13 protein-coding genes, 1 tRNA gene and 3 pseudogenes are annotated in these 13,993 nt (G+C 43.2%); 9 read left to right on the top strand and 8 right to left on the bottom strand.

Annotated elements, in window-relative coordinates:
- Positions 1–226 precede the first annotated feature (226 nt).
- The gene (locus tag F6K64_RS34430) at positions 227–1,252 is read left to right on the top strand and encodes an Hpt domain-containing protein (protein ID WP_008178385.1); all 1,026 of its coding nucleotides are present in this window, start codon (positions 227–229) and stop codon (positions 1,250–1,252) included.
- A 23-nt stretch (positions 1,253–1,275) separates the two neighbouring features.
- On the opposite strand, the gene F6K64_RS34435 is transcribed toward F6K64_RS34430, so the two are convergent.
- Complete coding sequence (locus tag F6K64_RS34435) at positions 1,276–1,797, bottom strand: DUF937 domain-containing protein (protein ID WP_008178383.1); 522 nt, start codon at positions 1,795–1,797, stop codon at positions 1,276–1,278.
- Between the two features lie 302 nt (positions 1,798–2,099).
- On the opposite strand from F6K64_RS34435, the gene F6K64_RS34440 reads away from it, so the two are divergent.
- A complete protein-coding gene (locus F6K64_RS34440) occupies positions 2,100–3,671 on the top strand; it encodes a YcjF family protein (RefSeq protein WP_008178381.1) in 1,572 nt (523 codons plus the stop codon).
- A gap of 174 nt (positions 3,672–3,845) precedes the next feature.
- On the opposite strand, the gene F6K64_RS34445 is transcribed toward F6K64_RS34440, so the two are convergent.
- The 3 genes from F6K64_RS34445 to F6K64_RS34455 form a co-directional block, all read right to left on the bottom strand.
- Positions 3,846–4,046 (bottom strand): hypothetical protein, encoded by a 201-nt coding sequence (locus F6K64_RS34445; protein WP_008178378.1) that lies wholly within the window; start codon positions 4,044–4,046, stop codon positions 3,846–3,848.
- 160 nt (positions 4,047–4,206) lie between these two features.
- Positions 4,207–5,046 (bottom strand): nucleoside triphosphate pyrophosphohydrolase, encoded by an 840-nt coding sequence (gene mazG, locus F6K64_RS34450; protein WP_287267777.1) that lies wholly within the window; start codon positions 5,044–5,046, stop codon positions 4,207–4,209.
- A gap of 311 nt (positions 5,047–5,357) precedes the next feature.
- Positions 5,358–5,963 (bottom strand): metal-binding protein, encoded by a 606-nt coding sequence (locus tag F6K64_RS34455; RefSeq protein WP_008178375.1) that lies wholly within the window; start codon positions 5,961–5,963, stop codon positions 5,358–5,360.
- A gap of 63 nt (positions 5,964–6,026) precedes the next feature.
- Here F6K64_RS34455 and F6K64_RS34460 point away from each other — a divergent pair.
- From F6K64_RS34460 to F6K64_RS39260, 6 genes and pseudogenes are all read left to right on the top strand, one after another.
- A tRNA-Val gene (locus F6K64_RS34460) sits at positions 6,027–6,098 on the top strand.
- 290 nt (positions 6,099–6,388) lie between these two features.
- The gene (locus tag F6K64_RS34465; RefSeq protein WP_287254370.1) at positions 6,389–6,703 is read left to right on the top strand and encodes a hypothetical protein; all 315 of its coding nucleotides are present in this window, start codon (positions 6,389–6,391) and stop codon (positions 6,701–6,703) included.
- A 61-nt stretch (positions 6,704–6,764) separates the two neighbouring features.
- A pseudogene (locus tag F6K64_RS34470) lies at positions 6,765–6,857 on the top strand (RNA-guided endonuclease InsQ/TnpB family protein); the annotation flags it as partial.
- A 123-nt stretch (positions 6,858–6,980) separates the two neighbouring features.
- A pseudogene (locus tag F6K64_RS34475) lies at positions 6,981–7,211 on the top strand (RNA-guided endonuclease TnpB family protein); the annotation flags it as partial.
- Between the two features lie 107 nt (positions 7,212–7,318).
- Positions 7,319–7,948: pseudogene (locus F6K64_RS39255) on the top strand (RNA-guided endonuclease InsQ/TnpB family protein); the annotation flags it as partial.
- Complete coding sequence (locus F6K64_RS39260) at positions 7,914–8,429, top strand: RNA-guided endonuclease InsQ/TnpB family protein (RefSeq protein WP_287256695.1); 516 nt, start codon at positions 7,914–7,916, stop codon at positions 8,427–8,429. The pseudogene F6K64_RS39255 and the gene F6K64_RS39260, both read left to right, overlap by 35 nt.
- Positions 8,430–8,519: 90 nt before the next feature.
- On the opposite strand, the gene F6K64_RS34490 is transcribed toward F6K64_RS39260, so the two are convergent.
- From F6K64_RS34490 to rfbB, 4 genes are all read right to left on the bottom strand, one after another.
- Positions 8,520–9,689 carry a mechanosensitive ion channel family protein gene (locus tag F6K64_RS34490; RefSeq protein ID WP_287267779.1) on the bottom strand — a complete coding sequence of 390 codons (1,170 nt, stop codon included), beginning with the start codon at positions 9,687–9,689 and terminating at the stop codon, positions 8,520–8,522.
- Between the two features lie 1,223 nt (positions 9,690–10,912).
- Positions 10,913–11,083 (bottom strand): hypothetical protein, encoded by a 171-nt coding sequence (locus tag F6K64_RS34495; protein WP_158026344.1) that lies wholly within the window; start codon positions 11,081–11,083, stop codon positions 10,913–10,915.
- A gap of 60 nt (positions 11,084–11,143) precedes the next feature.
- Positions 11,144–11,779 (bottom strand): hypothetical protein, encoded by a 636-nt coding sequence (locus F6K64_RS34500; RefSeq protein ID WP_287267780.1) that lies wholly within the window; start codon positions 11,777–11,779, stop codon positions 11,144–11,146.
- Between the two features lie 879 nt (positions 11,780–12,658).
- Complete coding sequence (gene rfbB, locus F6K64_RS34505; RefSeq protein WP_071103787.1) at positions 12,659–13,756, bottom strand: dTDP-glucose 4,6-dehydratase; 1,098 nt, start codon at positions 13,754–13,756, stop codon at positions 12,659–12,661.
- Between rfbB and F6K64_RS34510 the strand changes: the two genes are divergently transcribed.
- Positions 13,755–13,973, top strand: coding sequence for a hypothetical protein (locus F6K64_RS34510; protein ID WP_287267781.1), 219 nt, complete (start codon positions 13,755–13,757; stop codon positions 13,971–13,973). The two genes, rfbB and F6K64_RS34510, sit on opposite strands and share 2 nt — an antisense overlap.
- The last annotated feature ends 20 nt before the right edge of the window (positions 13,974–13,993 follow it).

Here is a 13,993-nt window from a genome sequence, read left to right on the forward strand (position 1 = left end):
GAAAGACAGGTGGCAGGCTCAACTCCAATTGCCGCACTTACCACCTCTCACTCGGACAACAATAGATTGCACCTTGACCGGCTTATTCGGGTTTGTCCCAACTAATCCCGGTTTAAGAGTATCTCTACTGATTTGAAAACTGCTATAACCAGATGTAATGTTATTGTGGCTCTGATGATTACCATCAATCTCTTTTGATTGGCCGTTCTGATAAGGAAAAATTGCCGTGGAAGCTGGGAATCAGCAAAGGATTTTAGGCTATTTCATTGAAGAAGCGAAAGAACACCTGGAAACCATTGAACAGGGACTGTTAAATCTGGGCTCAGTGGTCAATGAACCAGAGACGGTTAATGAATTGTTTCGCGCTGCTCATTCTGTTAAAGGCGGGGCGGCCATGTTGGGGTTTACAAGTATTCAAAAGACTGCCCATCGTTTAGAAGATTCTTTCAAAGTACTTCAAGAGAATAAGATTCAGGTTGATCAACAGCTGGAGACTCTGTTTTTAAAGAGTTATGATACCCTCAAAGCTTTGATTGATCTGTTGGAAGGACCGTTTGGGTTTGAGCAAAGTGAAGCAGAAAAAACTCTAAAAGCAGCTCAGCCAGGCTTTGAACAATTACAGAATTATCTCAAAACTTTGGTCAGTGGTGAGAGTCAATTACCAGCGGCAATGGCTTCTAGCTCTGCTGCTGAAAAAGCAATTCGTTCTGATCAAGTTTCGACTAGCAAAGCTTCTTCTTCAGCAAAAGGAAAATTTCCCCCAGACTTTGGGCCGAAGGTGATTAGCCTGCTTAAAGATATGCTAGAGCTGTTTAAACAATCTTCCACACCAACCAATCGCCAACAACTTCAAAAGCTTTGTAAGCGTCTGGCTAAACTGGGGGCTGGGATTGGTAGTTGGCATAAATTAGTGGGAGTTTGCCATAAAGCGATCGCAAATCCTAAAAACTCCTATATCCAGTTAGCACCATTAGTAATCAAAGAACTCAAGGAAGCTAGTGACCAGTTGCAAGCAGCACAGGGTAATCTAGAGGAGTTACGAAAGGCAGCGGCTGCGATCGCTCCAAGTTCAGGACTCCAAAAACTAGCAGCTGTAGGAGCTACTGGGCGAAGCCGAACCACTAAGGGTAAGGAAATTACGATTGTGCTAGAACCAAAAGCCGCTGCCAAGGTACTCATCCAAGCCTTTGATAAACCCCAGCTGTCAAAACTGGTTAAGTTACTGATTCCAGCAACTCGTGCTTCTTCCTAGAGCCAACAAGCTGGGTTTTTTGGTTATCTTCCTAAGTGCCGTGATGCCAGCTGCATGGCATCATAAATATCCACATCCCCATCCCCATCAGCATCTAGAAAGCCACTGAGTACAGAATTAGAACCAAGGGGATTCTCAATATTGGTGCCAGTCTTGAGGAAATTCAATACCACGGGGACTAGGGTGGGTAGCATAGCTTGGATGATACCAGCATTAATGCCTGTCTTGCTAGTAATTTCTCCAACAAGCTCCTGGATCTGAGGCGCACTAAAGAGCATATTGACCACTTGAGAACTAGCACCAATGCCACCAAATTGATTAACTAGTGCTTGTACCTGCTCATCTCCTTCACTTGTGCGCTTTTGTTGGAGGGCTGAACGCACATACTTACCTACAATTGAGGTAGCAGATTGCACGGCTGAGGGATTGGTGTGATGGTTACCACTCAACTGCTGTACCGTGTCCAGAATATCCCCTAGCTGACTAGAACTAGCTTGTTGTGTAGGACTATTAATGGCACTGAGAATAGTATTGAATAAGCTCATTGTTTTTTTTACAGATTTAAACAGTCAGATTTATTCAGATTTAAACAGTTATTTCCAAAATCAATTATAAATTACTGATTTAGTTTCCCACTATAGCTGATAGCTGACTACTTAATGTGAAGTCTCCTCCACTACACCCTTCGAGTTAGCTAGGGCTTTCTGTCTCCTGCACTGTTGCCTCAATCCACACTTATTACAGGTCTTATACACAGAGGTGATTAGACAGCGGATCGGGCTGATGGAGATCGGGGAATTCTTGTCGGATATTCTAACATTAATAATTAAAACCTCTCGTATCTTCCATGCCCCTGCCACGCTTACTAACCCTAATTATTGGTCTCATTATTATTCTGGGGCTAATGCTTTGGTTGATTAATGGTCTGTACCAACTGTATATCCAAATTTCCTTTACTGCTCCCCTACTGGCTAATTTACTGCTCCTGTTGGTGATTACCTTGCTAGGGCTACTAATATGGGCCTTAATCTACACCATGGGGTTATTTGGTAAATCCCGGAAACGGCCAGGTAAGGGTCGTCTGGAACCTAAAGCCCCCGAGGTGAAAACCGAAGCAGCAGAAGAAACCCTTAAAGCAGTAAGGCAACAGGTCAAACAGATTCAGGATGAAGTGTCACGGCAAGCGATGCTGCGCCGCTCTGAAGAAATTGAAGCTATCCTCTCCCGTGGGGAACTGTTAGTGGTAGTGTTTGGTACTGGTTCAGCGGGCAAAACCTCTCTAGTGAATGCTTTGATTGGTCGGATGGTGGGTCAAGTGGGTGCGCCCATGGGAACGACGGAGGTTGGGGAAACCTACAAACTAAAGCTGAAGGGATTAGAACGCCCGATTCTGATTACTGATACACCAGGAATTTTAGAATCTGGTGTAGTTGGCACTCAGCGAGAGCAATGGGCACGACATCTGGCAACGGAAGCGGATTTGTTGTTGTTTGTGGTGGATAACGATTTACGACACTCAGAGTATGATCCATTCGAAAAATTGGCACAGATTGGGAAGCGATCGCTTCTTGTCTTCAATAAAATTGACCTGTACACGGAACAAGACTCAGAAAGGGTTCTAGCACGATTGCGCCAGCGAGTAAGGGGCTTTATTCCTGCTTCAGATGTAGTTGCGATCGCAGCCAATCCCCAGCCTGTTACCCTAGAAAATGGTCAACTTTGCCAACCTGAACCGGAAATTTTGCCCTTAATCCGTCGCTTAGCTGCTGTATTAAGAGCAGAGGGAGAAGAGTTGATTGCTGATAACATTCTGTTACAATCCCAGCGCTTAGGCCAAGAAGCTCGACACATCCTCGACAAGCAGCGCAGGCGAGAAGCAGAGAAAGTGGTGGAACGGTTCCAGTGGATTGGGGCCAGTGTAATTTCTCTGACTCCCTTACCTGTGGTGGATTTATTAGCAACTGCAGCAGTAAATGCCCAAATGGTAGTCGAAATTGGCAAAATCTACGGCTGTGAACTGAATATGGAACGGGGTAGGGAATTAGCCCTATCCTTGGGAAAAACTTTAGCTAGTTTGGGTATTGTCAAGGGAGCGATTCAAATCCTTAGCACTACACTAAGACTGAATCTTGCCACCTATGTTGTCGGCAAAGCCATTCAGGGGGTAACTGCTGCTTATCTGATCCGAATTGCTGGGAAAAGCTTTATTGAATACTTCCGCAATGACCAAGACTGGGGAGATGGAGGGATGAGTGAAGTAGTCCAAAAGCAGTTTCAGTTAAACCAGCGGGATGAGTTTATTAAAGCTTTTGTCAGTGAAGCGATCGCAAAAGTGGTCCAACCTCTGACCGGAAAATCAGAAGCCCAATCACCAATCGATGAAAGGGACGAAATCAAGGACAAAGGCAGGAAATCCTAAACTACAGCCAGAATGCCTATCAAATCGACTCAAATTCTTGTTTAATGAAATAGAGTAGATTCAATGTTTTCTCCAGCCCCCCATGCCCCTCACATCAATGGGGGATTTCTTTTTATCTATTGTTTTCTATATCGTTTTCTTAAGTAGACGCATCTACTACCTATAGTATATGCACTAGGTAGCAAGTTTCACCCTGCCCCGATGTACAGCGTGGAGCAATCTGTCGATGGAGTCTCTCTCTTCGGAGGTGAGTGAATCCTCCAATAGTGCTGCCATCAATCCATATCGATCAGCAAGAGTAATTTTTCCAGAGCTGCTAACTTTAGCAAATAGTTCTGGTATAGCACCGGGAATAAGACGAACTGGAGCCAACATTATACTATAGGGTAATGGCTGTTGTTTATATTTTTAACCTTTTTCCGGAGCTTGGGGATGTGGGGCTATACCCCCTGTAATATCAAATCTGCTTGGGCACCCACTTTCTACTTCCACTAAGCGTGGGTCTTTTCTTCTGCTGAATGCTTCTAAGGAGACCCTACTTCTGAGCTAAGAGTGCTTTAGCCTTTTGCCACAGAGCATCCAACTCATCCAAGGTGTAATCAGACAGTGGGCGCTCAGCCAATGCTTCGACTTGCGCTAACCTTTCAATAAACCTTCCCTGGGTTCCCTGCAAAGCAGCTGAAGGGTCAAGGTCATACCAACGCGCAATATTAATCAGAGTAAACAATACGTCTCCCAATTCTGCTTCCTGGTGGGCTTTATCGTCCTGTTCAAGTGCTTGTTGAAACTCAGCCAATTCTTCGTGAAACTTATCCCAAACTCCCTCAACATTATCCCACTCAAACCCACCACTAGCGGCCTTTTTCGATATCTTCATCCCAGCCATTAGAGGGGGAAGAGTTTTACTATAGCGACTCAGTTTACGACTCAATAATTGCTTATCCGCAATGGTTTCTCCTTTCTCTGCTGCCTTAATGTTTTCCCAGTTTTGACGCACCTCCTCGACATTATCAACCTCGACATCACCGAAAACATGGGGATGACGGCGGATTAGCTTTTGAGTAATCCCCTGAGCTACCTCGGTCAAGGTAAACTGACCTTGCTCACTACTAATTTGAGCTTGCAGAACTACCTGCAATAACAAATCACCCAACTCCTCTGCGATCGCATTTTGCTCCTCACTGCGAATTGCATCCACTACTTCATAAGCTTCTTCAATTACATAAGGAATTAGGGATTGAGGGGTCTGAGCCAAATCCCAAGGACAACCACCCTCAGGCGATCGCAATCTGGCTACTACATCAATCAACTCTTGCAAAGCGGCCAACATCGACACCTGATTAACTGGCTGAGCTTGTTGAGGGGAACTACACATAAAACCGAAAAGCGAAACGCAACTTAATTATTCTTAACGAAATCCAGCACCAATGCCAAATTTTATGTAAGCATTCAGCTATCAGCGTGTCGCGTATCAGCTATCAGCTATTAGCTATCAGCTTATGCCCACGCTACTTGAAGTGCTATCAGCTTTCAGGCGCTTTAACTGTACGGGGTCGGATTAGTAAAGCGAGCAGGGATTTTCAACCAGCCGTACCAGCACCCCCCACCTTGTTTACTACCGACCGTTGATTAGCTGAGGGCTGACAGCTGATAGCTGTTGGCGTAGCCTGCGCGTAGCGCATATGCTTACCTCTTGCTTTTGCGTGCTTTGGGTCTTTGTGGTTTTGTCTTACCCGCACCCCTGGCCTTGCTCCTCCCTTGCTTGCCAGACCATAACCCCGTGATCCCCCCTTTTTTAAACTGCTTATAAGCCGAACTTCCCCAATCACTCACAAAATGCGCGATCGCACCCAACTCCAATCCGACCACACAGGCCATCAACCAGGTACGATATTCCCACACCCTACCCCCCAGCCCTTGAATCAGCTCCAGCCAACGATCCGGTTCATCTTGGAATAGCTGAAACACCAGCAATCCCACACCCCCAAACAAGACAATCCAATTGGCTAGATAAAGCAGTCGCAAAATTGTCCCAATCACTGGTCCATGAGAAAAAATAGAACGGTGAGGCACCATCCTCTGATAAGGGATCCAAATCCAGCGCAACCAGCCCCAACGCTTAAAGGGTCGAGAGTATAGGTCTAAGTCAGGGCTAAACATCAAGCCACCGAACAGGAAGCCTCCAGCTACAATCAAGGTCAAATCACTACTCCGGGTTACTACCAGGCTCAAAACCGTGACTACTGGCAAACTCCACAAGGTTATGCGATCATGTATATAGCCAGAGGACATATTATTTTTTATAGTTGTTGTCGTCTTTGGAAAAATATGCTATAGTAAGTAAGTATTGCATACGGGCGGTTAGCTCAGCGGTAGAGCGCCTGCCTTACAAGCAGGACGTCACTGGTTCGAATCCAGTACTGCCCATGTCCGTCAAATTCCAAGGTTAGTAAACAGCTAGAAAAAATGTCGCAGAGTCTACCAAAAACTCTTATTATTTGTTAGACTTAAATTAGGGTAACACCGACAGGGATTATTATGTAACTTAAATTAAAGCCGAAAACCAAGGGTTTAATAGTTGCGCTGTAATCCCGGTGGAACCAACTTTGTTGACATTTTTATGGCGCTCGCGGGATATTCCGTCAGAGAAGCGCGGAGATACCCCCTGGATGCTATTGCATCTTGCATTGGCGGGCCTTGGTCTATCTTGGTAGACTTTGGTAGCTAAAAAGTATCGGTTTACGAATTTATTCCTCAATGGATATTTTTTTTCTTCTGTTGTCGGGAATCCCTATCTTGATGCAGTCGCTCATGAGGAGGGGCGGCATCAAGACAATGAAAAGCCATTTTTACACAAATGGCTTGTAGGGATCGTAAGCATTCAGCTATCAGCATTCAGCTATCAGTTATTAGCTATTACCATTCAGTTCATGCCCTACGGCCACGCTGTCTTGATGCAAAGCGCGAGTGGGGGAAACCCGCTTTGGTGGCGCTGCATCGCTACTTCAGGTGCTTTTGAAGAAAACAGGTAACCATTTGTTTAATCTGAGTTACGTAACCCCCAAAGCTGAAAGCCCCGTGTTTTTAAACCGGGTCAGAAGTTACCGCAAGAATAGTGCAGCCTTTATAGTTGGTAGGCTATGCATTAAAGGTGACAGGTTTTGTTGTAAGGCTGCACTATTCTAAGGTTTCGTCTCCGGGATGAAAGCTAGTAGCGACTTTAGTCGCCGTGAAAAAGGTTTGACTATAACTTGACAGTTTTCCTCAAACGTACTAGCGTAATAATATAACAGAATAGGTCGAGTTCTGATGATCATAATAGAGTTTAAGGCATACGGGAAACCTATCCAATATCAAGCTATAGAAGAAGCAATTCGGACAGTCAAATTTATCCGTAATAGCTGCATCCGTCTATGGATGGACAATAAAGGGACGGGGAAATATGACCTTAGCAAATATTGCAAGATACTTGCTAAAGAATTCTCATTTGCCAATGAATTAAACTCTACTGCTCGGCAAGCTGCGGCTGAAAGGGCATGGTTAGAAGTTACCGTAAGAAGAGTGGAGCCTTTATAGGCGACAGGCTATGCAAAAAAGGGTTAAAACTCATGAAATAAGGCTCCACTCTTCTAAGGTTTCATCTCCGGTCATCAATTTCTCGCTTCTTTGAAAACTGCAAGAAAAAGGTACCAGGAAAGAAAGGTTTTCCTAGCTTTCAAAAACACTGTAGGTCGGTTGAGTATAAGCAATCAGGATGGAAGTTATCCCCTGACAAGAAATCAATCACTTTCAGTGACAAGAAGGGAATTGGAAAGCTAAAGCTCAAGGGTACCTGGGACTTGTGGCGCTTGGACAAGAAGCAAATTAAACGGGTTCGCATTGTAAAAAGGGCTGATGGGTATTATGTTCAATTTTGCATCTCTGCTGAGATAAATGAACAATTGGATCCAGTTGACGCTACTGTAGGATTAGATGTAGGGCTAAAAGATTTATACACCGATTCTAGAGGTAACACAGAACCCAATCCCCGATTTTATAGAACTGGGGAAAAGCGTCTGAAATTTTATCAGCGTCGAGTATCTCGAAAAAAGAAAGGCTCATCTAACCGTAAGAAGGCCGTTAATAGACTAGGCAGACAACATCTCAAAATAAGTAGGCAGCGTGAAGAACATGCCAAGAGACTGGTTAGAAGTTACCGCAAGAAGAGTGCAGCCTTTATAGTTGATAGGCTATGCATCAAAGGTGGCAGGTTTTGTTGTAAGGCTGCACTCTTCTAAGGTTTCGTCTCCGGCACGTTGCGTAATCCGGTCTAACGACCTGGTCGCCTATGAAGATTTGAGAGTGAAAAACCTGGTTAAAAACCATTGTCTAGCTAAATCTATTAACGATGCAGGTTGGTATCAATTCAGAAAATGGTTAGAGCACTTTGGCCAAAAATTTGGTAGAGTCACCGTTGCGGTAAATCCTGCCTATACAAGCCAGAATTGTTCAGATTGTGGCGAAGCGGTTAAAAAGTCACTGTCAACTAGGACTCATGTCTGTAAGTGTGGGTGCCAGTTAAACCGAGACCACAACGCTGCAATCAATATCCTGAAAAGAGCCTTGGGTACGGTGGGGCACACCGGAACCTGGATCATTGATCCAAACTCTTGTGGAGAATCGACCTCTACTCTTCCTGATTCCGGTCTGGTTGAGCAAGTTGGCTCTATGAAGCAAGAATCCCCGCGTCTAATGACCGGGGAGTGTCAAGTCAGCTAATCGAGACGACTGACCGCTGACCGCTGACCGCTGAATGCTTACTAGCGATCGCTATAAGTGTTGGTTAGTAAGCTTTGTAGGGATTATTTTCTAAAAATTTATCATAGCCACACTAGGAGAGCCATTTTCCTTCACCTGTTTGTAGTCTTGAAGTTGCTTTTCCAGCTCAACATGCAGGTGATCAATCTCCTCTTTTTCCAGGATTTCTAATAGGGCTAGATTCAAGTTTTGCTGGGCAGCAATGTATAGGTTTGTATCAATCACAAATACCCTAACTATAATCACACGAGCATTCTCTTCAATGTGGGAAAATAAAACTAACATGTTCTGCTTATGCAAGCCATCGATAGACGGAATTTTATCTTCAATAGCCTGACAAATGCAGCTAGTTTGCTCAGCCGAAATTCCATCAACTTTCAGAGTTAAATTTATGCCCCACTCAAAGGTATCGCCAGTCTTCTGGGACCAATTTTCCACAACGCCAGCAATCATTTTAGAATTGGGAACTTTTTTGATAGAACCCCACTCAGTCAGACGAAGCTGTGTACTTCTTAGACCAATACTGACGATCTGAACAAAACCATTGACTCCGTCCACTGCTACCCAGTCACCGGGTTTATAGAGACCATCAGCGTAGATAATCACCGTACAAAACCAGTCATAGATAATATCTTTCATTAACAAACCTAAGGCAACACCTGCACCACCGACTAGACCGATCAGTGCACCGGCCGATGTCCCCAACAAAATCTCACTGGCTTTAATCACAGCAATCAGGATTGCTGCTGTCTGAAAAAGCCTTGGGAAGTAGGGGACGAACAAATCGTCCAGTTCAGTTTCAGTGTGTGCCGCCAATCCCGCTAGCAGCTCCCCCAGTAGTGGAGCAGCACGGTAAAGAATATAGGTGGCAATGAACAGAGCGCTCACAAAGAGCATCTCGGGGATTTTCTGATTCTGTTCAGGACTAAGATGGGTTGCCGCAACACTATGTACTAGCCATAATCCAGCCAGCCAAATTAGCCAGCCTAATGGTGCCCTAAGAATCTTAATAAACTCATCGTCTAGGGTAGTTTCTGTAGCGCTAGTCAGACGCTCGATTCTGTCAATGATTATGGCAGTGAACAAACCTCGACATATCTGGGTAAGGAGGAGGATGATCACCACCATAAGTATCGTGGAAAGAGGGATGTTGCCGAGCTGGAAGTCGGAATCAAATATCCTTTCTTTGATTAGGTTGATTGTACTCTTAAGGTTTTCCATAGTTTTGACTAAAATAGAACAGCATAAAGCTCCAAATGCCTAGTTGGCACTGGTTATTAAAGATATTGCACCAGTAAAAACCTAATTAATAATAGGTAAATTTGGATCGGATAGCAGGTGATTTAAAGACTAGTTATTAGTTCTGTTATTAGCTAATAACTAGTCGGAATTTGAGCACTGTAGATACTAGTTTTTGTTCCATGAATCCTCAATAACAAGTTATTAGGTTTGATTTAAATGGAAGACACTTCAGTATAATCGAAAAAAAACAATACCAACTATAGTAATAACACTGATCATAAATGTATTATCAATTAACGTAGTAATTGCTTAAGTAAGAGGACGTAGAAACTACGATTCAAGGAATCAAGAATCCAGCTATAGCGTTTTCAAAGGAGTTGTCAAGTCATAGATTGTGGAAAAAGGCAATAGACAATAGGCAATAGCTCCAGATTTTTATAGTAAAATCAAATAAGATATTCTCAGTTTTTCAATCGTTTTAAAACGCTATATAATACTGATATATCAATCCTAAAGTTTTTGTTAAAAATACGTTATCTTCAAATAGTTTTGATAAAAAAAGTGGCCTGTTAACCATTCCAAAACTAACACCATCAACTAACCTATCAAATCTCCATAGTTTTCCCTTGAATTTAAATAATTAATATTTCAATCAACTCTTAGTAGTTCGTACTTAATTATTGTCTCGACTATCAGTTTATATCTAACTCAGCTAAAATTTATAAATTTTAAGGTAAAATAACTAAAACTTTAAGTAGATCAAGATTGGATAAAAAAAAATATGATGATATAAAATTCGATAGTTTATCCCTTTCCCCACAAGGGAAAAGGGAACAGGGAAAAGGGAACAGGGAAACATAGGCAGGCGTGGTAGGTGTTTAAAGTGTGGTAAATATGGTAAGTGTGGGGCGCGCGGAGCAACTGGCGTCCTTTCCACGGGGCTTTAGTAGAGCCCCTGGCTTAACAGCAGGACGTCACTGGCTCGAATCAAGTACTGCCCATGTCTGTTGAATGCCAAGGTTATTGGTAGCAGTGTTGCTACCATTCTTGAGTCATTGGCAGCATATTCCACAAGAAGCACCGATTCCTAACGTAGTGAGTCATCGGTAGCTTCTTAGTGATGGTGTTTACTTATGCTGTTTTGTGGCTCCGAATGTACGGTGGTGGCTAACTTGGGCACCAGAGTTCCATAAGTAACTGAATTACGAACCTTCCTGCCAACCTTCAATAGCTGCGAACAAAACATTCACCAAGGGATGATCTACCGCCTCTTTAAATGCCTCTGTTCCCCCCGTTTTTAAGACATTAATCACCCTTTGTTTTAGGGTGGGTTTACCTTCAATCTGATCCACCGCCTTAGCCACCACTGCCATTTTTTCAGCATTGGTTGAAGTGGGGTTAGTTTGGGACAGTTGCTCTAAAAGCTGTTGAATTTATGCTGCTGCCTCAGTTAAATTATGGTCTTTGGAATAGTCGTTTAACGTACCACCGTGCTGATCTCTATTAGCGAAGCCACCACCAAATTTGGCACCACGGAGGTCATTGTTAATTGGCTGTTCAGACATAGTGTTTCCCTCATTGTGATAATTTTCTGCATACAAACTCGGACGCTGTAGCGCTGTTTCTACCTGTCTAATTAAAAGATTAATTAAATTATCTTTTTCTTGAATCAAACGTAGCAAAGCATCTTGAGATAAAGATTTAAGTTCTTCTTTCGGTTGAAGGTTTTCCTTTGGCTTCCAGGTGCTACTCAGAGATTGCTGCATCAACTTTGACTGCTCGCTCCATGGAAGCGATTGGATAGTTTGCTTGATAGTTCTAAAGAATTCGACAATGGCTTCTTCTCTTTGATAGTTTGATATTCCATAATCCTCAAAAATTCTGGGGATTGAATAGGGAATAGTGTGATATATGATAAACTGTTCAAGAGTAGAAAAAGCAATGAGATGTTGTTCGTAGGAAAGACTCCTCCTTTTTTCTAAAAAGCGATCGCATAACTTAATTACTGCACTATACACTTTGTCTGGTAAATTTTCGACAAAGTACCTTGTAAATTCTTCGTCTGTCATAGTTTCCCTGTTATCAGTTCAGCAACCTGTTTGTAAGATGTTCAAGATTTTAATATTTTCAAGATTTTTCCATATAGTTCCATGCCTGTTTGAAAATCTAAATTCCCGGAAAACTTGAACGTTTCTAATTCTTTGCTCTTTAAGCCTTGTGGCGGCACAACTGATTTATAGATAAGGAGAGTTTTTTGAGGAAAAAGAGCCAAGCAAGCTCCTAAATCGAGATAGGCTATAGCCTGAAATTGTTGAGATGATTCTTCTAATGAAGGTAGACAAATAATCGCACTAAAACAAGACTTAATTTCATCAATTCGAGTATTAACTGTTTCTAAGCTATTAGACTGACTGCGCTCTATCTTATCTAAGTTAGCTATCTCGGCATCTCGTTCGTATAAAGCCTTAAATATAGTCCCAATTTGCTCAAAAAATTGTTCCCTGTAATAGGATTAAAATATTTTATTAGGTCTCTTATTATTAGGAATTGGTAGCATACCCATGTTTAACGAACAACTAACTAAAACTTTAACTATATAAAGCTTGTATAAAAAAAAATATGATGAGAGAAAATTCGATAGTTTATCCCTTGATCCACAATGGATATCATCTATAGCATTTACAAGGGAACAGGGAACAGGGAATAGGGAACAGTAGGAAAAAGCTCGGAAGATTTTTTGGTGTTATTAAAAAGCGATGCAGAGGTGCGACCCGTGGCGAATTTAATTCGTCTACGGAAAACGCACCTAAGCGGTCTTGACCACACTGCATCGCTACTCCCTACTCCCTACTCCCTACTCCCTAAAATCTAGGACGAGGGTACCTAACCCTTAGCCTTTTGGCCTTTAGGCCACGCTACGCGAACGGCCAGGCTACGCGAACATCCTTCTAGGCATAAACTTTTTGATAGTAAGCTTGATACTCTTGGGATAGCAATGGTTGCCACCAATCCCGGTTGCTTAGATACCACTCAATAGTTTTACGTAGGCCACCTGCTAAGGTTTCTGTTGGTACCCAACCCAGTTCAGTTTTAATTTTAGTCGCATCAATAGCATAGCGACGGTCATGGCCTGGGCGGTCTTTGACAAAGGTAATTAACTGTTGTGCTGGAGCAACCGGTAGATCAGGGGCTAATTCATTCATCAGCTCGCAAATCTGGTGAACTAGGTCTAGGTTTTTGACTTCGTTATTGCCACCAATGTTATAGGTTTCTCCTGGTTGACCTTTGTGAATCACCACATCTAAAGCACGGCAATGATCACCCACATACAGCCAATCTCGAATATTTTGTCCATCCCCGTAGACTGGTAGAGATTTGCCCAACAGGATGTTGATGCACATCAGGGGAATTAATTTTTCTGGAAAATGATAGGGTCCGTAGTTATTGGAGCAATTGGTAATAATAGTGGGAACCCCATAGGTATGGTAATAAGCCCGGGCAAGATGGTCACTGCCAGCTTTGGAAGCTGAATAGGGACTGTTGGGGGCATAGGGTGTGGTTTCACAGAAGGCTGGGTCATCAGCACTTAGACTGCCATACACTTCATCCGTGGAAACATGGAGGAAGCGATAATCCCTTGGTTGTCCTTGATTTTGCCATTGTTGCCGGAAGGATTCTAGTAGGGTGAAGGAACCGACCACATTAGTGCGGATAAAAGCATCGGGTCCTAAAATGGAGCGGTCAACATGGGATTCAGCAGCAAAGTGGGCGACGGTGTCGATGTTTTCTTCCTGGAGCAGGCGGTCTACTAGAGTGCGATCGCATATGTCTCCCTGGACAAACCGCAAATTTGCTTTGTCTTCCAGACCGGCCAGATTCTGGCGGTTACCAGCATAAGTCAGAGCATCTAGTACCACCACGCGATCGCCTGGGTACTGTTCACACCAGTGATGAACAAAATTCGAGCCAATAAATCCTGCACCACCTGTTACTAGTAATTGGCGAGGTTGTCTAGTAGTCAGGGATTTTTGTTCAAAAGAATTCATGATTAGTTTGAGTGGGTTAGTGCTTCAATGGGTTAGTAGAAAAGTAAGCATTGAGCTATCAGCATTCAGTTATCAGCATTCATCTATCAGCATTCAGTTATCAGCATTCATCTATCAGTTATCAGCATTCAGCATTCAGCCATCAGCTATCAGCTATCAGCCATTGGCCAATGGCTTTTACCCAGACCTTCAATTCTCATTAATCTCGAACTATTAAATTCGACCGTTCAAGGTTTA

This window comes from Moorena sp. SIO3A2 (genome assembly GCF_010672265.1).
In the GTDB taxonomy this organism is placed as follows: Bacteria; Cyanobacteriota; Cyanobacteriia; order Cyanobacteriales; family Coleofasciculaceae; genus Moorena; species Moorena producens.

Bases quoted from the DNA above. Each gene is read 5' to 3' on its own strand.
- F6K64_RS34435 (WP_008178383.1), bottom strand. From the start codon at position 1,797: ATGAGCTTATTCAATACTATTCTCAGTGCCATTAATAGTCCTACACAA.
- F6K64_RS34440 (WP_008178381.1), top strand. From the start codon at position 2,100: ATGCCCCTGCCACGCTTACTAACCCTAATTATTGGTCTCATTATTATT.
- F6K64_RS34445 (WP_008178378.1), bottom strand. From the start codon at position 4,046: ATGTTGGCTCCAGTTCGTCTTATTCCCGGTGCTATACCAGAACTATTT.
- mazG (WP_287267777.1), bottom strand. From the start codon at position 5,046: ATGTGTAGTTCCCCTCAACAAGCTCAGCCAGTTAATCAGGTGTCGATG.
- F6K64_RS34455 (WP_008178375.1), bottom strand. From the start codon at position 5,963: ATGTCCTCTGGCTATATACATGATCGCATAACCTTGTGGAGTTTGCCA.
- F6K64_RS34490 (WP_287267779.1), bottom strand. From the start codon at position 9,689: ATGGAAAACCTTAAGAGTACAATCAACCTAATCAAAGAAAGGATATTT.
- F6K64_RS34495 (WP_158026344.1), bottom strand. From the start codon at position 11,083: ATGGCAGTGGTGGCTAAGGCGGTGGATCAGATTGAAGGTAAACCCACC.
- F6K64_RS34500 (WP_287267780.1), bottom strand. From the start codon at position 11,779: ATGACAGACGAAGAATTTACAAGGTACTTTGTCGAAAATTTACCAGAC.
- F6K64_RS34510 (WP_287267781.1), top strand. From the start codon at position 13,755: ATGATTAGTTTGAGTGGGTTAGTGCTTCAATGGGTTAGTAGAAAAGTA.
- rfbB (WP_071103787.1), bottom strand. From the start codon at position 13,756: ATGAATTCTTTTGAACAAAAATCCCTGACTACTAGACAACCTCGCCAA.